The organism is Arcicella rosea (genome assembly GCF_040543805.1).
Lineage (GTDB): Bacteria > Bacteroidota > Bacteroidia > Cytophagales > Spirosomataceae > Arcicella > Arcicella rosea.
Window position 1 is genome coordinate 22,206 of the sequence record NZ_JBEUMS010000023.1, and the last position, 19,837, is coordinate 42,042.

At 34.8% G+C, this 19,837-nt stretch carries 13 protein-coding genes and 2 tRNA genes; 9 read left to right on the forward strand and 6 right to left on the reverse strand.

The genetic code is table 11. The features are described 5' to 3' along the window. Window positions 1–138: 138 nt before the first annotated feature. Entirely contained in the window at window positions 139–2,649 is a 2,511-nt protein-coding gene (gene priA, locus ABID42_RS22615) for a replication restart helicase PriA (protein WP_367285600.1), read from the reverse strand. 191 nt (window positions 2,650–2,840) lie between these two features. On the opposite strand from priA, the gene ABID42_RS22620 reads away from it, so the two are divergent. From ABID42_RS22620 to pheT, 6 genes are all read left to right on the forward strand, one after another. Continuing rightward, a complete protein-coding gene (locus ABID42_RS22620; protein ID WP_367285601.1) occupies window positions 2,841–3,494 on the forward strand; it encodes a LysE family translocator in 654 nt (217 codons plus the stop codon). A gap of 93 nt (window positions 3,495–3,587) precedes the next feature. Beyond that, complete coding sequence (locus ABID42_RS22625) at window positions 3,588–5,579, forward strand: DUF3858 domain-containing protein (RefSeq protein WP_367285602.1); 1,992 nt, start codon at window positions 3,588–3,590, stop codon at window positions 5,577–5,579. A 187-nt stretch (window positions 5,580–5,766) separates the two neighbouring features. Beyond that, the gene (locus tag ABID42_RS22630; RefSeq protein WP_367285603.1) at window positions 5,767–7,761 is read left to right on the forward strand and encodes a transglutaminase family protein; all 1,995 of its coding nucleotides are present in this window, start codon (window positions 5,767–5,769) and stop codon (window positions 7,759–7,761) included. A gap of 3 nt (window positions 7,762–7,764) precedes the next feature. Then, a complete protein-coding gene (locus ABID42_RS22635) occupies window positions 7,765–9,672 on the forward strand; it encodes a DUF3857 domain-containing protein (RefSeq protein WP_367285604.1) in 1,908 nt (635 codons plus the stop codon). Between the two features lie 96 nt (window positions 9,673–9,768). After that, window positions 9,769–11,121, forward strand: a complete 1,353-nt coding sequence (locus ABID42_RS22640; RefSeq protein WP_367285605.1) for a S41 family peptidase — start codon at window positions 9,769–9,771, stop codon at window positions 11,119–11,121. 167 nt (window positions 11,122–11,288) lie between these two features. Further along, window positions 11,289–13,715 carry a phenylalanine--tRNA ligase subunit beta gene (pheT, locus tag ABID42_RS22645; protein ID WP_367285606.1) on the forward strand — a complete coding sequence of 809 codons (2,427 nt, stop codon included), beginning with the start codon at window positions 11,289–11,291 and terminating at the stop codon, window positions 13,713–13,715. Window positions 13,716–13,776: 61 nt separating this feature from the next. Here the strand turns inward: pheT and ABID42_RS22650 are convergent, their stop codons facing one another. After that, window positions 13,777–14,367, reverse strand: coding sequence for a PH domain-containing protein (locus ABID42_RS22650; protein ID WP_367285607.1), 591 nt, complete (start codon window positions 14,365–14,367; stop codon window positions 13,777–13,779). 177 nt (window positions 14,368–14,544) lie between these two features. Between ABID42_RS22650 and ABID42_RS22655 the strand changes: the two genes are divergently transcribed. After that, window positions 14,545–15,069 carry a hypothetical protein gene (locus ABID42_RS22655; RefSeq protein WP_367285608.1) on the forward strand — a complete coding sequence of 175 codons (525 nt, stop codon included), beginning with the start codon at window positions 14,545–14,547 and terminating at the stop codon, window positions 15,067–15,069. Further along, a complete protein-coding gene (gene ffh / locus ABID42_RS22660) occupies window positions 15,062–16,396 on the forward strand; it encodes a signal recognition particle protein (RefSeq protein ID WP_323255937.1) in 1,335 nt (444 codons plus the stop codon). The genes ABID42_RS22655 and ffh overlap by 8 nt, the downstream gene beginning before the upstream one ends. A gap of 125 nt (window positions 16,397–16,521) precedes the next feature. Here ffh and ABID42_RS22665 read toward each other — a convergent pair. Together ABID42_RS22665 and ABID42_RS22670 are read right to left on the reverse strand one after the other, a co-directional pair. Then, window positions 16,522–16,599 (reverse strand) — tRNA-Val (locus tag ABID42_RS22665). Between the two features lie 18 nt (window positions 16,600–16,617). After that, a tRNA-Val gene (locus tag ABID42_RS22670) sits at window positions 16,618–16,695 on the reverse strand. Window positions 16,696–17,040: 345 nt separating this feature from the next. Between ABID42_RS22670 and ABID42_RS22675 the strand changes: the two genes are divergently transcribed. Next, the gene (locus ABID42_RS22675) at window positions 17,041–17,814 is read left to right on the forward strand and encodes a TerC family protein (RefSeq protein WP_323255935.1); all 774 of its coding nucleotides are present in this window, start codon (window positions 17,041–17,043) and stop codon (window positions 17,812–17,814) included. A gap of 109 nt (window positions 17,815–17,923) precedes the next feature. On the opposite strand, the gene ABID42_RS22680 is transcribed toward ABID42_RS22675, so the two are convergent. Then, a complete protein-coding gene (locus ABID42_RS22680) occupies window positions 17,924–18,376 on the reverse strand; it encodes a thioredoxin family protein (protein ID WP_323255933.1) in 453 nt (150 codons plus the stop codon). A gap of 164 nt (window positions 18,377–18,540) precedes the next feature. After that, complete coding sequence (gene dnaN / locus ABID42_RS22685; protein ID WP_323255931.1) at window positions 18,541–19,665, reverse strand: DNA polymerase III subunit beta; 1,125 nt, start codon at window positions 19,663–19,665, stop codon at window positions 18,541–18,543. Window positions 19,666–19,837: the final 172 nt, after the last annotated feature.

The following is a 19,837-nucleotide window of genomic DNA, read 5'->3' on the forward strand; positions in this document are numbered from 1 at the left end:
CAAAACCTTTACTCTCCCTGATGAATCCAAATATATTTTTGCCATTCCAATAAATAATTTTTACCTAGTTTAAGTGTAAAGCAAAGCATTACTCTGACTAAATAAGCTAGCAAACCATGAAAATGGAATAAACTCAAACTACCCACAATCCACATCCACTACAATTCCAACGCCTTTAAAGTCTTTTGATAGTTCTATGTTTTGTACTTGTTCGGCAATAAAGGCTTTTGCTCCTTTTAGGTTGATGGTTTTTTCGAGTTTTATCATGATTTCAAATAAATACTGATTGCGTACTCTTTCTACCAATGGTTTTTCTGGGCCTAATACTCTTGGTGTTCCCAGTTTTTCGATAAGCTTTTGGGCTAATGCTTGGGCTGCTTTTTCGGCATTGGGTTGGTCGATATGCCTTAAAGTAATCTTGATGATTCTGGTAAAAGGTGGATATTGAAAGTCTTCTCGCTCTTTGATTTCGTCTTGATACAAACCTTCATAATCATTTTCGATAATCTGTTGTAATATTTTTTGCTTTGGATTATTGGTCTGAATCAATACTTTTCCTTGCGTTCCTCTTCGTCCTGCTCGTCCTGCTACTTGTGTCAGCATTTGAAAAGCTCTTTCCGAAGAACGAAAATCTGGAAAATGAATCATTCTATCCGCATCAAAAATGCAGACAAGACTCACTTTTTCAAAATCCAATCCTTTAGAAACCATTTGCGTTCCCACCAAAATATCTACTGCACCGCTTTCTACTTCATTAATCAAGGTTTGGAAAGCCGTTTTGGTTCTGGTAGTATCTAAATCCATTCGAGCAATTTTGGCATTTGGCAAAAAGGTTTGTAATTCTTCTTCCAATTTTTCTGTGCCATAACCTCTTGTTTTCAACTTGGTAGAACCACAAGCCTGACAAGTTTTTGACATCGGTTCGTGGTGTCCGCAATAATGGCAACGCAATTCCTGATTGCTATAATGATAAGTAAGGCTCACATCACAATTGGGACAAGCCGCAATGGTATCGCAATCTTCGCACTGAATATAAGGCGAATAACCTCTACGATTTTGAAATAAAATTGTCTGCTGTTTTTTCTCCAGATTCAGGCCCATCGTGTCCAACATCAGGTTTGAAAAATCACCTTTGGTTAGTTTTTGTTTTCGAGCTACTTTGATGTCGATAAGTTCAATGTCGGGCAATTGCGTATTGCCAAAACGTTCTTTCATTTCCACAAAGCCATATCTTTCGGTTTTGGCATTGTAAAAACTTTCGATAGAAGGCGTAGCAGAACCCAAGAGTACTTTAGCTTTTTGTCGATGAGCAATCACCACTGCCACATCTCTGGCATGATAGCGAGGTGCTGGGTCGAATTGTTTATAAGAAGTTTCATGTTCTTCATCAACAATGATGAGTCCAAGATTATCAAAAGGCAAAAACACCGCAGAACGCACGCCCACCACAAATTGAAATTTGCCAGAAACAACACCTTTCCATACTTCTACCCGTTCATTATCAGAAAATCGAGAATGGTAAATGCCCATTTTATCGCCAAAAACTTTGCGTAATCGCACCACAATTTGGGTAGTCAAGGCAATTTCTGGCAATAAATACAATACTTGCGAGCCACTTTCTAATACTTGTTCAATTAGTTTAATATATACTTCTGTTTTGCCACTGCCTGTAATGCCATGTAAAAGTGTTGTGTCTTTTGTCTGAAAACTTTGCATGATTTCTGAGAACGCTTTTTCTTGAGATTCAGAAAGTACAGGCGTGGGAGCTTCCACAAAGTCAAGGTCTTCTTCAAAGCGACTAACGATTACTTCAAATTGTTCAAGAATACCATTTTTCAATAAAGTACTCATCGAACTTTCCGAAACATTGGCTTTGGTTAAAGCACTTTTTTCTAAACCTTTTTTATTCAATTCGGGCGTGCGGAGTACTGGAACGAATTTTAAATAATTCAAAATTACATCCAATTGTTTGGGCGATTTTTCTAATTCACCAATCAAAGCCGTTAAGTAAAGTGCATCTTCATAAAAAGGATTTAGTCTGATTTTTTTAAGAATCTTTGGCGTATATTTTTCACGTACTTCTTCAAAAACAATGACAGCCTTTTTCTGAATTAAAGACTTAATAATATGATAAACATTCTTTACTTCGGCAAAACGTGCGAGTTCATCATAATTCAAAGACTGATGTTTTTTCAGTTCTTCGATGATTTCCGTTTCACGTTCTGTCAATAAAGCAGGCTGGTCGAATTCGGGATTAAACTGTACTTTCGATAAACTCGAAATCTTCAAACCCGAAGGCAAAGCAATGTTCAGTACTTCGCCGACCGTACACATATAATAATCGGCAATCCAATAGAAAAGCTCAATTTGTTTAGCGTTTACTAAAGGAGCGTCGTCTAATACTTCTAAAATATATTTGGCTTGATATTTTTCTGGCGGTTTGTTGTGAATTCGTGCAATCACAGCGGTAACAACCTTCGTTTTCCCGAATTGCACAATCACTCTTAAACCAGCAGTGATACTGGCAGCATACTCACGTGGAACACGATACGTAAAAGTATTCGGTACAGCAACGGGTACGATTACATCGGCAAAAAGGGTGATTTCTTCTGTATATAAAGACGCTTGAGTATGTTCTGAAGATTGCATTTGCTTGGTTAACAATTTCTGTAAATAGTACAGAAATGAAAGAGATTCTAATTAAATGCTCGATTTGGTCGAGAATATTGCAATTTACATGAAATAATGGTTTGGTAATATAGCCGACAAGTAGGAAGCTAAGAAATGTAGTAGTTTTGTTTGATGGCAATTTGTGGAATCTAAACCCTCAGAAAAATTTTATGAAAAGCTTTATCATCTTCCTCATCACCTTCCTAATCAGTTTTGCGGGTTCGTTTCATCCTGGACCTCTGAATATGTCGGTGATTCAAAAAACACTAGTAAAAAACCTTAGTGCTGGTTTGTGGATGACTTTGGGAGGAGTTATTCCCGAAATGATTTATGGATATTTTGCGGTTGAAGGTTTAAAAATATTTGAACAGTATCCTCTTGTTTTTGAAATTATGCAATGGGCTGTTTTGCCTATTTTATTATTGGTCGGATGGAATTATTTAAAACCTAAGAAAAAGCAAGAAGCCTTGCTGAAAACAACAGAAGTACAGGCAGAAATAAAGGTGTTATCATTGGGCGGTGATGTTTTGAGTGGCTTTTTATTGTCATTGCTCAATCCACAATTGTTACCTTTTTGGTTGGTAATTCTGATTAATTATCAAAACTATAAAATTTTAAGCATTGAAAGTTCCATTGATAAAATCGCTTTTGTGTTAGGTGCAAGTATTGGTGCGTTCTTCCTAAACTATTTATGTGCTTATGTGGCTAATCGTAAAAGGGGATTGGTTTTTGAATTTTTATCTCCTAAAATGTTCGATAAAGTCATGGGTTGGACTTTTATTTTAGTGGCTTTTATCCAAGCGGTTAAACTGTTGGTGTTTTAAAAAATAAAGTTTTTAAATATTTTTTTGAGAGTTCTAATTTTATGAGTAATTATGCGATAATTTATTAAACCATAATTAACTAATTTAATATCAATGACACCTAGATGTACTTTACGCAAGTGTATTCTACTGATTACTTGTGTGCTGTTAGGTTTTTATACCCAAGCTCAAACTCCCGCTCCGATTACTTTCGGTAAAGTCGATTTGAAAGACCTTCAAATGAAAAGCTATCCTAAAGACACTGCTGCTGAAGCGGTTGTACTTTGCGACTATGGCGAATACTCTTATTACTTTGGTAAAGACATGCCTAAAGTTACTTATCGCAGGCACATCCGTATCAAAATTCTAAAGAAATCTGGTTTTGGATATGCCAGTCAGAAAATTCCTTTTTATGTAACAAGTGATGTCGATAAAGCAGAAACAATCAGTAATCTGCAAGCAATAACTTGGAATGTAGAAAACGGAAGCCCAGCAAGCTACACGATGTCGGACGATGAATTTTTTGAGGAAAAAGGAACAAATACACTTTACTATAAAAAATTTACTTTCCCACAAGTTAGAGAAGGCTCTGTGCTAGAATATTCTTATGAAATAGAGTCGGGCTTGTGGTATCGTTTACGCAATTGGAATTTCCAAACAAGTATTCCTACACTTTGGAGTGAATTGCGTGCTGAAATCCCCGCTTATTTTGACTATAAAATTACCATGAATAGTCTTTTGCCTTTGAAGGTTCAGGAAACAAAACAAGGCAGTCAGAATTTTATGCGTAGCAATATTCGTGACCCATATCTTGCTTATAGATTTGCCATTGAAGATATTCCAGCATTGAAAGAAGAACCTTTTTTGACAACGCTTGAAAATTATCGTTCTAAACTTAGTTTTGAATTAGCGGTAACATATTTGCCGAATCAAGGTAAAATAGATTATTCTCAAACTTGGGAGGCACTCAATGAAACTTTATTGATGAGTGATTATTTCGGAAAGCAAATCAAGAAATATGATGAAGCTCAAAACATTGCCAAGCTCCTAAAAACACAAACCAAAGATTCATTGGTTTTACTGACGGCAGCCTATCAGTATATTCAAAATAATATGCAATGGGATGGCGAAAACGAAGTATTTACCTCAAGTGCTAATTTGAATAAAGTAGCAGAAAAAGGTTTAGGTAATTCAGCAGAAATCAATTTGATGTTGGTGCGTTTACTTCGTGAATGTGGTTTTGATGCCAACCCGATGATATTGAGTACTCGTGAAAATGGTTTGCCTACTGATTTGGTTTTGTTGGATAGATTTGATTTTACCATTGCCCATGTTTCCTTGAATGGCAAAGATATTTTACTAGATGCAACAAGCAAATATGCCCAAGTAGATATGCTTCCGCTACATTGTTTGAATGAAAAAGGGAGATTGATTGTCAGAAAAAATAGTCGTTGGATACCGATTCCTGCTCGCCCAGTCAGTAGAAAAGTAAGTCTGATTAACATGGATATTTTGCCTGACCAACAGATGAAAGGAAACGTAAATATTTCTTATGTTGGGCATGATGCTGTCTTTTTTAGATCAGCGGTATTAAGTAAAGGGAAAGAGGATTATATCAGTAATTTCAAGAAAAACAAACCTAACCAAAACATCAGCAAAATAGATTTATTAGCAGTTGATTCCTTGGGGCAAATGCCAGAGATGAAAATACAAACTGTTTATAATGAAGCCTATACCATCGCAGGCGATCGCATCTATTTTACACCAATGCTAGATTTGGGAGAAGAAACCAATCCATTCAAATCGCCAATTAGAAACTACCCCGTTGAATTTGGTGTACCGCAAGAGGAAACTTTTAGTGCTGTTTTCAAAATTCCTGCTGACTATGTAGTAGAAGAAATGCCTAAAGGAGAAAGTGTTACTTTACCCAGTAATGGTGGACGTTTTGATTTCAGAGTAACATTATTAGATGGAGAAGTTAAAATCGACAGCAAAGTAAGTTTAAAGAAAGCACTTTATAGCAGTGAAGAGTATGGTGCATTACGAGAACTGTTTAACAGAATTGTTGTAAAACATGCAGAGCAGATTATTTTGAAGAAGAAGTAGCAAGCTTTGCAACTAAGAAATCTTGCTTTGTAGTGGAGTCTGTTCACTTCCTGAAAATAAATTAATTGAGAATATAAACCTATAAGGATTTGAGATTAAAGCTCTTATTATTAGTTAAATATAAAATCCTTATAGGTTTGATTTAATACTTATAAACTCACTACATACATTAATAATACACATATAAATGAAAAAAAATGCCTTTTTAAAAAGTAGCCTTAGTTGCTTTTTATTACTCCTAGTAACATTTTCAATCAATGCCCAAAACAGTCCTATCAAGTATGGTAAAGTGGACATGGCTGATTTACAAATGAAAGCCTATGACAAAGATACTGCTGCCGAAGCAATAGTACTTTGCGACTTCGGAACTCACAATTACACCTATCGTGATGGACAGGGTTTAAAAGTTGCTTACGAAAGACACAGAAGAATCAAAATCCTTAAGAAATCTGGCTATGAATGGGCTACTTATTCTTTTGGATTGAGTAATTCCAGAACAGGAACAGCTAAAGAATATGCTTCTAATATCAAGGGAGCTACTTATAATTTGGTAGATGGAAAAATCGTAACGACCAAATTAGAAAAAAGCTCAATCTTTCTAGAAAAGAAAAGTGAGAATCTGATGATTCAAAAAATTACATTGCCCAATGTACAAGAAGGCTCAGTCATAGAATATTCATACAGAATTGAATCAGACTTTGATACCGAAGTTCGTTCTTGGGAATTCCAAAGAAGTATTCCAACACTTTGGAGTGAATATCAAGTAAAAGTGCCTGAATTTTATCAATTCCAATTAATTACACAAGGATACGAGCCTTTTGTGGTTTCTAGCATTACCAAAGAAGCACTGAATTTAGGGGCTGGGTTTGAAAACATTGCTGCTACTTATTACAGATTTGTTCAGAAAGATGTACCTGCTTTAAAAGTAGAACCATACATTACTACGATTGAAGACTATCGTTCGCAAGTTGAGTTTGAAATTTCTGCTTATGTGCCAACAGGTGGTATTCCAAAACATTTTTCTTCTACTTGGAATGATTTTTCAAAATCCTTGACCAATTATGATAATTTCGGAAGGTTACTCAACAAAGGTGGTTTTCTGAAAGAAGTAGCCGCCACTATCAAAGCAACTGCCAAAGATAGTTTGTCTAAAATTCAAGCAGCCTATAATTATGTTTCTAAGAATATGACTTGGAATCAGCAAAGGAGTTTCTTGGCGAGTGGAAATTTAAAGAAAGCTTTTGAAGCAAAAACGGGAAATTCGGCAGATTTGAATTTAATGTTGATTGCTTTGCTCAGAGAATTGGATATTGAAGCCGACCCAGTTGTGTTGAGTACCAGAGATAATGGACGAGTATTGGATTATTATGTACTTGAACGAAAATTCAATTATGTAATTGCGGCGGTAGATGTAAAAGGGCAATGGTTATTGATAGATGCTACTGAACCGTCGATGCCCTTAGGTACTTTGCCAATTCGTTGTTTGAATGGAAAAGGAAGATGGATTCATGGAGAATCAGGCGATTGGGTTGAACTGAAAACCAATGAAAAACTAGCGAAAACATTGATTGCTAACTTTGAAATTGTTCCAGAAGGACAAATAAAAGGACAATTAAGTATCAATCATATCAGTTATGCAGCACACGACGAACGCATGCAAATCAAGAAAGATACCAAAGCAAAATACATTGATAATCTTAAAAAATCGCATAATAACTGGGAAGTAAGAAAAGTTGAATTTGAAGATGAAAACGAAATTGAAAGACCACTACAAGTAAAACTAGATTTGAATATCAATGAAGGAGTAGGAGTAGCTGGAGATAGAATTTATTTTAATCCGATGATTGGTGAAGGTGAAAGTAAAAACCCTTTCACAACATTAGAAAGAAAATACCCCGTTGATTTCGGTACTTTGATTGAAGAAAGTTTTATCGCTACTTATACCATTCCCAAAGGTTATGTGGTTGAAGAAATACCTAAAAGTATGCGAGTGAATTTGCCTGAAGATGCTGGTAGATTTGCTTTTATGGTGGCAAAATCAGAAGATTTAATTACTATTTCTAGCAAAATTATGTTGAAAAAAACCATGTATTTTGCCGAAGAGTATGAATTGTTAAAAAGGTTTTACGACCAAATTATTCAAAAACACGCAGAACAAATAGTTTTAAAGAAAGCCCAATAAATAATGAAAGCATTTATCATCAGTTCACTACTATTGACAAGTATTTTGAGTAATTCCTTTGCTCAGAATACTTGGAATGTGGCTAGCATTCCAGCAGAATTAAAGGAAAAAGCTCATGCCGTAATTCGTAAAAGCGAAACCATTTTTACGGTTAAAAACTTAGGAGAAGCTACTGAAAAGAATCATAGAGTAATCACTATTTTGGATGAACAAGGTTTACAATATGCCTCTATGACGCTTTTCTATAGTAAGCTTGAAAAAGTAAATAATTTTGAAGGTGTATTGTATGACAGTAATGGTGAGAAAGTAAAAAAGGTAAAAAAAGACGATATTCACGATGGAAGTGCCGTTGGAAACGGAACACTTTTTGGCGATAACCGTTACAAATATGCGGAATTCAAATATGCGATTTTTCCTTTTACCGTAGAGTTCACGACAGAAACAACGAATAAGAATTTACTTTTTTATCCGATGTGGTTTCCACAAGAAGACGAAGAAAACGTAGCTGTAGAACAATCATCTTTAAAAATACAAATGCCAGCTAATTTGCCACTTCGTTATAAATCAATTAACGGATTAGCAGAACCTACCTTGGAAAACATCGCAGAATCTAAAAGTTATACTTGGCAAGTAAAGAATTTACAGGTGTATGAAAACGAACTTTATTCACCGAAATGGACACGCTACGGAAAAGGAGTATTGACTGCTCCGAATGAGTTTGAAGTAGAAGGCTTCAAAGGAAGCATGAAAACGTGGAAAGATTTGGGGGAATTTGATAATATTTTAGGAAAAGGAAGAGACGTTTTACCCGAAAATGTACAACAAGAAGTAAAACAATTGGTGGCTAATATTTCAGATCCAAGCCTGAAAGTAAAGAAAATCTATGAGTACTTACAATCTAAAACCCGTTATATTTCTATTCAATTAGGCATTGGTGGTTGGCAACCTTTTGAAGCCAGTTATGTGGCTGAAAAAGGTTATGGCGATTGTAAAGCATTGTCGAATTACACAAAAGCTTTGTTGAAGAGTGTTGGAATTGAATCATTTTATGCTTCGATTAGAGGAGGAAGTAATGAACGAGATATTCATCCAGATTTCCCTTCTCAACAATTTAATCACGTAATTGTGTGCGTGCCGATGAAAAGTGATACCATTTGGTTGGAATGTACTTCGCAAGATAATGCCTTTGGTTATTTGTCTGATTTTACAAGCGACCGTTACGCACTTTTATCAACTCCAGAAGGAGGGAAGTTAGTCCGCACGCCAGTTTACAAAGCCAAAGACAATCAGCAAAATAGGAATATTAAAGTAGCTTTAGCAGAAGATGGAAATGCCACAGTAGTTGCTGTAACGGAATATACAGGACTTTTATCGGACGATTATTCTGATATTAAAAACTTGTCGAGTAGAGAGGAGCAGCAAAAACATCTTTACAAAAGAATCAATATTCCCAGTTTTGAAGTAAGTAATTTTTCTATTCAAGATGAAAAGAAAAGGATTCCGACTGCTACCGTAAAATTAGATTTGAATGTAAGGAAATGCGCATCAAAAAGTGGAACGAGGCTGTTTTTAACGCCCAATTTAATGTCGGCTATTAATACTGTTCCGCCAGCGTTGGATAAGCCTCGTCAAACAGAAGTAGTGTTAAAAATGGCTTTAACAGAAACGGATTCAGTTACTTATCAATTACCTAAAAATGCTACCTTAGAGTTCAAGCCAGAAGGAATTAAGTTTGAAAACCGCTTCGGAACTTATCAATCAGAATTCCAAATAAAAGATGGAAGTTTATTGTATATCAGAAAATTAGTGAGAAATCAAGGCAAATTTCCACCAGAAAGCTATGCAGAACTCATAGAATATTACAAAAAAGTAAGCAAAGCAGATAGAACACAAGTGGTTTTGAAGCTTTAAGAGGGAGAGTTTTTGGGAATTTATGTCAAATTACGGACGCTCAATAATTTTAGTTTGTGAACGTTAAGTATTTATTCCAAATCAAAACAAATGATTATGCTTCACAAAACTAAATACATGGCAATTGTTGGATTGCTTTTTACACTTACTTGGTTTTCATCTTGCAAGAAAACAGAGGATGATGTTGTCAGTAATGCAACAAAAGACGTAAGAGATAGTGTTTATGCTATTTCGCAATCCTTATATCTCTGGAATACGAGTTTACCAACGGCTACTTTATTTAAACCGACAGGTTATCCAACAGCAGACTCGGTGATGAAAAAAGTAAGAACTTATAGCCCTTTTGTAAATGGGAAATATCAGGATAGGTGGAGTTTTGCCATTGAAAAATCTGTCTGGGATAATTATGTAAGTGGAAATAGTTCCGATGCGGGAGTACAATATGGCTTTGTAAGTGCTATAGATTTAAGGGTGAAATTAGTTTATTCACAATCTCCAGCGGGTTTGTTGGGTGTAAAACGTGGTTGGCAAGTACTAAAAATCAATGGAATTGATGCCACTAATGCTAATATCAGCCAATTAAATATAGAATTAGGGAAAACGTCTCAGACTATTGTGTTTGTTAAACCCGATGGTACGCAACAAACACTTACTCTTACTGCTGGGGCATATAAAGCTGACTATGTAATCAACCCTAAAGTATTTTCTGTAAATGGAGTAAATGTAGGTTATTTTAATTTTGATTCATTTTTAGGAGATGCTATTAATGGCAAAACTGCTCAGACAACGCTAAATGTATTAGATCAAACATTTGCTGATTTCAAATCAAAAAATGTAACAGAGTTAATCCTTGATTTACGTTATAATGGTGGAGGTTATGGCTTAGTTGCTAATTATTTAGGCAATTTAATTGCTCCAACAGCTGCTATTGGGAAAATATTTGCAAAGACAGAACACAATACTGTTTATACTAAATACAACAGCACTGATTATTTTGCCACAGCCACTAATGGATTGAAATTAAGCAAAATCGTAATCATTGTAAACAAAGGAACAGCATCGGCAAGTGAAGAATTAATAAATGCTTTAAAACCCGTGATGACCGTAAAATTGATAGGAAGTACTACTCATGGTAAACCAGTAGGTTATTATGCCATACCAACAATGGATTACTATGCTTTTCCTGTAGCTTTCAGAAATGTTAATTCAGCAGGAACAGGTGATTTTTATGAAGGGTTTTCTGTGGATAAAGTTCAGACGGATGATTTTACCAAAGATTTAGGAGATGAGAATGAAGCTTGTCTGAAATCTGCCTTAGAATATTATAGAACGGGCATCCTACAATCAACAACTCAAACAGCTAGAATAAGTGCTGAAATAGAGCAATTGAATACTAAAATAACCAAAGAGCGATTAAAATTAACAGTTTATGATTTACCTAAAAAGTAAGATTATAAGGTTGTTTTAAGCTATCAGAATAAAATTCTTTACCCTACAAGATGCAAGCAATCTTGTGGGGTTTATTTTTGTCTTCTATTTTTTGATTAACTTTGTCTTTCCGAGAAATTTTAAAAGAAATTAATTTCTCAATCACGAAATCTTACATTGCATTTAGAATGAAAATCTCCCTTAATTGGCTTAAACAATTTGTAGAAATAACAGAGTCGGCTCAAGAATTAGATAGTCTCTTAACTGGAACGGGCTTAGAAGTAGAATCCATCGAGCGTCACGAAGCAATTTTGGGCGGTTTACAAGGTTTTGTAGTAGGTGAAGTACTTACTTGTGAACGATTTATGATCAAAGAAAAACAGTTGAGCTTAACTACTGTTGATGTGGGCGGAGAAACGCCTTCACAAATTGTTTGTGGTGCTGCCAACGTTGAAGCTGGACAAAAAGTAATTGTTGCTACTATCGGAACTACGCTTTACGACCATTCAAAAGGTGTTGAGATTTTTAAAATCACCAGTAAAAAAACTTACGGACATCTTTCGGAAGGAATGATTTGTGCCGAAGACGAAATCGGTCTTGGTACTTCACACGCTGGTATTTTGGTGTTGGATACTGATTTACCAAACGGAACGCCTGCGGCTCAGTACTTTAATTTAGAAGCAGATTTATTAATCGAAATCGGATTAACACCCAACCGTGCAGACGCTGCTTCGCATTGGGGAGTTGCTCGTGATATTAAAGCAAAAACGAGTCGTTCTATTACTTTGCCTTCGGTTGAAGCTTTCAAAGTTGATAATAATAATTTTCCGATAGAACTTATTGTTGAAGATGCCGTTGCTTGTCCACGTTTTTGTGGTGTAACTATCGATGGTGTAAAAGTGCAGGAATCTCCAGAATGGTTGCGTAAATCATTAGAAACAATTGGCTTACGTTCAATTAACAATATTGTAGATATTACCAATTATATCTGTCATGGACTTGGCCAGCCAATGCATGCGTATGACTGGAATGCCATTGCTGGGCAAAAAGTAATTGTAAAAACGCTTCCAGCAGGCACAAAATTTACAACACTTGATGAAATAGAACGTACTTTAGGCGAAACAGATTTAATGATTTGTAACGGCGATGAACCGATGGGAATTGCTGGGGTTTTTGGTGGAACTAAATCAGGAATCAAGCCAGAAACGACTCGTGTCTATTTAGAAGTAGCCTATTTCGACCCTGCTTCTGTAAGAAAAACGGCTCAACGTCATGGTTTAAAAACGGATGCTTCATTCCGTTTTGAGCGTGGAACAGATCCAAACGCCAAATTATACGCTTTGAAATATGCAGCTCTGTTGATTCAAGAATTGGCGGGCGGCGTAATTGCTTCGGAAGTATCAGATTTTTATCCGAATCCGATAGCAGATTTCAGTATTCCAGTTTTATACAAAAACGTAAATCGTTTGATTGGTAAAACCTTGGATAAAGCTTTAGTAAAATCAATTCTTGAATCTTTAGACATTACGATTCAGAACGAAGATGAAAACGGTTTTACGGCAATCGTGCCGCCTTACCGTGTGGACGTTACTCGTGAAGCCGACGTAATCGAAGAAGTGCTTAGAATTTACGGCTTTGAAAACGTAGAATTGTCTGAAAACCTTGGAACAGAATTTTTATCTGGTTTCCCACAGAAAGACAGAGAACAATTACAATTAAAAATTTCACAAGTATTGGCGGCGAATGGTTTCAACGAAATTATTACCAATTCTTTAACAAAACCAGCTTATTCCGCTTTGATTAAAGCAGATTTACCGAACGACGACGTTGAGATTTTAAATAAATTATCAGAAGATTTAGGCGTAATGCGTCAGTCAATGGTATTTTCTGGTTTAGAAGTATTGGCACACAATATCAACCGTCGTCAGAAAGATTTGAAAATGTTTGATTTCGGTAAAACATATCACAAAATCAATGACAAATACGTTGAAAAACGCCATTTAGCTTTGTATGTGACGGGAAATACTGAAAATGAAACATGGCAATTGAAATCACAAAAAGTAGCTTTCCATGCGTTGGCAAGTGCTGTAAATAAAGTACTGGGAAGTTTAGGTTTCAAGAATTTAGATACCAAACCTTTAGAAGGAACGGCAACTTTTGAATACGGCATAAGTTATGTATTGAACAAAAAAGAAGTAGCAAAAGTAGGTTTAGTGAAACCAAGCGTAGCGAAAAAAGCAGAAGTAAAACAGCACGTTTTCTTTGCTGATTTTGATTGGGATTACTTGTTCAAACAATATAATGACAAAGCTGTTTTTGTAGAATTACCGAAATTCCCAGAAGTACGTCGTGACCTTTCTTTGGTGATTGACAAAACCGTTACTTTCGACCAAATCCAGAAATTGGCACGTAATTATGAGAAAAACTTGTTGCGTCAAATCAATGTTTTTGATGTGTATCAAGGTGAAAACTTAGGAGCAGATAAAAAATCTTATTCAGTAAGTTTCATTCTTCAAGATTACGAACAAACCTTGACGGACAAAGTAATCGACAAAACAATGGAAAAACTAATGGCAGCTTTTGAAAAAGAAATCGGAGCAGTGATTAGAAAATAATTTGGATAGATTCCCAACGCAAACGCCACAAGGATTTAAGATGCTTGTGGCGTTTATTATTTTATTCAATCTTCCAAATACCTTTATATACTATAGTTATTGGAATATTTTTGAAGAAATCGTCGAAATTATAATAACAAGGCAGCCGTGAAGTAAGAATAATTGAGCTTTGGTCTTTCAAAATGATTTTATAGTATGGGAATGCAATTTTATGGTTGTTAGGCTGAAATCTTATAATTTCTTGAATTTCGCTCAAATAGAATGAAGTATTTTCTATGCCTGAAATACTTACTTTCTTTTCAAGAGGATTAAAAGTATAAGTTCTTTTTCCATTTATTTTGAAAACTTGTATTTCTAGAGAGCTGATTATTACTCCTAATGTAATTAGTAGTAAACCTAAAATTATTATTAAGATGATAGGGATAAACTCCTGATGTTTCAATTTCAAAATTGTGAAAAGCATTATGAAACCCATAATTATAAAAAAAAGAGCAAAAACACAGGAGAAAATATCATATCTGATTTTATAGCTTCGAGGTACTTTCAGCATAGATTGTAATCCATGTAAATCAGAATATTCTTTTGAGGCAGTATAAACGATTATGATTAGACCGAATGCAATGAGTGACAGAGTGATAAGTGCAGTAACCATTTTATGTTGAGGTTTAGAAAAGTAAAAACCAAAATTAAATAGAAAGAGTGCTTCCTCAAATCATTATCTCCTGTTTTATTAAGAATTTTGTACCTTTGTGCGTTAAGCTTTGAATTATAGAAATTTGTTCGAGAGAATAGCTTTTTAAATATTGTTTTTGCCAATAAAACCGAAGAGATGGAAACAAATTTTCCCATTACTTTTAAAGTTAATATCATAAAAGATTGGGAGTTAGTTGTTGGATTCGTATTTATTTTACTCTGGTTTGTATCGGTATTTTTTATTTTTCATATTCATTGGTTCGTGGTAATTCCTTTGTTGGTAATACTGTTTTGGCAATTAAATTTAGTTTTTGCTGAAATAAAATTGACTCACGAAGGTATTGAATATAAATCTTGGGTTCAAGAGATAATCATAAAATGGAGTGAGGTAAATACTTTGGGTGGAATTGTCAGAATTAAAAGACAGTATTTTGAAGTTATTTCCATTCAGTCTTTGAAAGCTAATATTAAGTATAAAAGTCAGATTGGTTCATTGGTTTATGCAGGAGAAGTGAAAAAAAAGCTTTTTCTTTCTAAGAAAGAGCAGTTTAGTCCAAATAGGTTTACGTGGATAAGTAATGAATTTATTTCATTTGAGTATCGTCCAGAAATATTAAAAATTATACAAGAAAAATTAGAAGCAATAGATAAAAATGTTTGAGAATTTAAGCAGTAAAATAACCACCGCAATGCGTACCCTGAAAGGTAAGGGACGTATCACGGATGTCAATGTAGCAAGTACTGTCAAGGAAATCCGTAAGGCTTTGATGGATGCCGATGTTAACTATAAAGTTGCCAAAGAAATCACTGACCGTATCAAGGAAGAAGCAATGGGACAAAAAATCCTTATTGCGGTTGACCCTGGTCAAATGTTGGTGAAGATTGTCCATGAAGAGCTCGTTAAATTGATGGGTTCGTCGGTACAAGCTATCAACCTTAAACCAGACCCAGCGATTATCTTGATTGCAGGTTTGCAAGGTTCTGGTAAAACTACTTTTTCTGGAAAATTAGCTCAATACCTCAAAAAAAGTGGTAGAAATGTGTTGTTGGTTGCCTGTGATATTTATCGTCCTGCGGCTATCGACCAATTGAAAGTTTTAGGTGAACAAGTAGGCGTAGATGTTTATGCTGAACCTGAAAACAAAAACGCTGTTGAGATTGCTCAAAATGCTATTTCTTACGGACGTAAAATGGGTAAAAGAGTAATCATTGTCGATACTGCTGGTCGTTTGGCAGTAGATGAGGCGATGATGAATGAAATTGCAGCGGTTAAAAATGCCATTAAACCTTCAGAAATCCTTTTTGTAGTGGATTCGATGACAGGACAAGATGCTGTAAATACTGCTAAAACTTTCAACGAACGTTTGAATTTTGATGGCGTTGTATTAACCAAATTAGATGGTGATGCTCGTGGTGGTGCGGCACTTTCTATTCGTCATATTGTAGATAAACCAATTAAGTTTATCTCAACAGGCGAAAAAATGGATGCCCTCGACCAATTCTATCCCGACCGTATGGCAAGCCGTATTTTGGGTATGGGTGACGTACTTTCTTTGGTAGAAAGAGCACAAAGTGCTTTTGATGAAGAAGAATCGGAGCGTATCAATAAGAAAATCCGCCAAAACCAGTTCAGTTTTGAAGATTTCTACTCGCAGTTACAGCAAATCAAGAAAATGGGTAATTTGAAGGATTTGATGGGAATGGTGCCGGGAATGTCGCAAGCAGTGAAAGATGTGGATATTCCAGACGATGCTTTCAAATCAATTGAAGCAATCATCCAGTCGATGACTCCGAAAGAACGCCAAAAACCAGAATTGTTGGATATGTCTCGTAAGAAACGTATTGCAACTGGTTCGGGAACTTCTGTTACAGAAATCAATAATCTCTTGAAACAGTTCGACGGAATGCGTAAAATGATGCGTATGATGAACAATGTTCAAGACGGTAAAATGAAAATGCCTAATATGGCAAATATGATGCGTAAATAGCACTCTGCTTTGAGCTTTAGTAATAGAAAAGGGTTAAGAAGATTTTATCTTGTTAACCCTTTTTATTTAATATGAATATAAAGCCAATAAAAAAGCCTTAACATTTTGAAATGTTAAGGCTTTGGTGGTGGTCCCACTAGGATTCGAACCTAGGACCCCCTGCTTGTAAGGCAGGTGCTCTGAACCAGCTGAGCTATGAAACCGAGATTGTTATTGTAATTTGGTGGTCCCACTAGGATTCGAACCTAGGACCCCCTGCTTGTAAGGCAGGTGCTCTGAACCAGCTGAGCTATGAAACCAAATCCCTTTCTTTTAAGGTGGTGCAAAATTACGCTTTATTTGCTTACACTCCAAACATCAACAAAGAAAAAAATGAATCTTTTTTAAATAAAATTATAAGTGTTTTATTATCAATAAGTTAAAATGTGATAAATTTTTGATGTTTTTTATTCTATCTATCACGGTGTATTGATAATTATTAAGAATGAAAAGAAACGTGCATTTCAAGATAAAATACTTCAAAAACGTTCATGCTATTTTTGGAATGACTGTAGATGTTTTTAACCTTTCATAACAATTGAAGTTTTGATTATTGGTTAAACTGGATAAATTTGTGAAATCAAAATATTTAAACCAAAATTAAAATGTCAGAATTATTTACAGCTGGTGGTATTATAAGTTTACTTACTCTTACCTTTTTAGAAATTGTTCTTGGAATAGATAACATCATTTTTATTTCAATTGCTGCCAATAAATTAGCCAAGAAAGATCAAGCAAAAGCAAGGAACATAGGATTGCTATTAGCAATGGTTTTCAGAATTACTTTACTGTTTGGTATTTCATTTATCATCTCTTTACAAGAACCTTTTACTCATATTAATTTAGGATGGCTTAATGCGGGAATTTCTGGACAAAGTTTAATCTTATTTATCGGAGGTTTATTCTTATTGTATAAAGCTACTTCTGAGATTCATGAAAAGCTAGAGGTTGGAGGCGAACATGAAGTTACTGTCCCTAAAGGTTCAGCGGCTGATAAATTAACGGCTGTGGTGCTTCAAATTGCGTTGATTAATATTGTATTCTCGATTGATTCTATTCTTACTGCGATTGGCTTAACACATAATTTACCGATTATGATTATTTCAGTTGTATTGTCGATTGTGATTATGATGGGTTTTTCAGGACCAGTTGGCGATTTTGTAAATCGTCACCCTTCTATTCAAATGCTAGGAATGGCATTCTTGATTATGATTGGTTTTATGCTTATTGCACAATCTGCACACGACGCACATGTTTCTCTTTTTGGTTCTGGTGTGGGTGAAGTACCAAAAGGCTATTTATATTTTGCGATTGCCTTCTCTTTATTAGTTGAAGTACTTAATATTAAAATGAGAACTAAACAAGAGAGTGCTAAGTAGTATTTATGAAGTAGGCGATTTAATCACTCGCTTTTGTTTGATAGAAAGTAAAAAAGCCGTGAACTTGTTCAACACAAATTCACGGCTTTTTTTAAGGAATAAAATAAAATTACTTTACAAACTTTTTCGCTTGTGCTAAAATAACATTAGCCGCATTTGGAATAGGGTTTGGAACACCAACCATAATCGTTTTTACTTTACCATTGTTATCCATAAAGTAAATAGATGGATAAGCATCTACTGGATATTTTTGAGCTACCGCAGGACCTTCACCGTTTTCATAATCCATTGCTACACAAACGTATTTTTGGTTCATGTAATCTCCCAAGGCTTTATCTGTGAATACTTGATTTTTCAAGATTTTGCATGGACCACACCAAGTAGTGTAACAATCCATCATTATCATTTTGTTTTCTTTTTTAGCTTTTGCTAAAGCTTGTTGAAAAGTACCTTTAAAAAACTGAATGCCTGTTGCGTTTGTATTTTTGGCAGGTTCAGTTTTAGCATTTACACTGATAGTAAAAAGGATTAATAAAGCAGATAAAATTCTAGTTTTTAACATTTTCTAAGATTGATTAAGTTTGATACAAAACGTTTAATTGACGAGTAAATTTTAAACGATTAAACTAATACTAAAGTTTTAGATTAACAATCATTAACACTTTAAATTAAAAAGGCGTAAGAATAAATACTCTTACGCCCCAATATAGATATGTTAAATGTCAATTACGCATAAGTATTTAGCATTACTGGCATTACAAGCATTAAAATATCTTCGTCAGCTTTTTTATCAGCTGGAATAATTAGACCAGCACGATTAGGTTGAGACATTTCTAAAGAAATCATGTTTGATGTAAGATTACTCAACATTTCAATCATGAATTTAGCATTGAAACCAATTTCCATTTCATCTCCATCATAGTCGCACATTAATCTTTCATTCGCTTCGTTAGAATAATCTAAATCTTCTGCTGAAATCACTAAATCGTTTTTCAATAATTTTAAACGAATTTGATGAGTCGTTTTATTTGAATAAATAGAAATGCGTTTCAAAGAACCTAAAAATTCTGAACGATTAATTGTTAGAACATTTGGATTGTTTTGAGGAATAGCATTTTCGTAATCAGGGAAACGTTCGTCGATTAATCGGCAAATCATTCTGATGTTATTGAAACTGAAAAACGCATTTGAAGAACTGAAATCAGAAGTAACAGTTGTATCATCAGATGGCAATGAAGATTTCAATAAATTCAATGCTTTACGAGGAATAATCATCGTAGAATCATATTCTGATTTTACATCACTTCTTTTATAGCGAATCAATCTATGTCCGTCAGTAGCGACAAAATTGGTATATTCAGGAGACAATTGAACATAAACACCTGTCATCGCAGGACGCAAATCGTCATTTGAAACAGCAAAAATTGTATTAGCAATTGCTGCCCCTAATATATCAGCAGAAATTTGTACTGATAAACTTTTTGTTACTTGTGGTACTTTAGGGAAATCAATTGGGTTTTCACCTGAAAGCTTATAACGACCATTTTCAGTGATTATTTCAGTCCCAAAAGTATCTCTGTCAACTTTAAAAGTAATTGGTTGGTCTGGCAAGCCTCTAAGAGTATCCAATAATAAACGAGCAGGAATAGCGATTGCTCCAGAGTCTGAAGATTCTATTGCCAATGTCGTAATCATTACAGTCTGTAAATCAGAGGCAGTAACTGTCAGTTGAGTTTGATCAATTTGGAACAAGAAATTTTCCAAAATAGGTACAATCGGGTTGTTGGCAATAACGCCATTAACTGTCGAGAGTTGTTTCAATAAAACTGATGAGGATACGACGAATTTCATTATCTTGAAAGAATATTTTTAGTTGGGAATGACTATTAAATTACCAAAACGATTTAAGTTTTGATATAAAGCACTGTATTTTAAAAAGTTCAACAAAAGTACAAATAAGCCCTGACTTTTAATTGTTTTTAGGCAAATTTCGCCAGCAAGAAAAAGTTTTTTTGAAACTTAA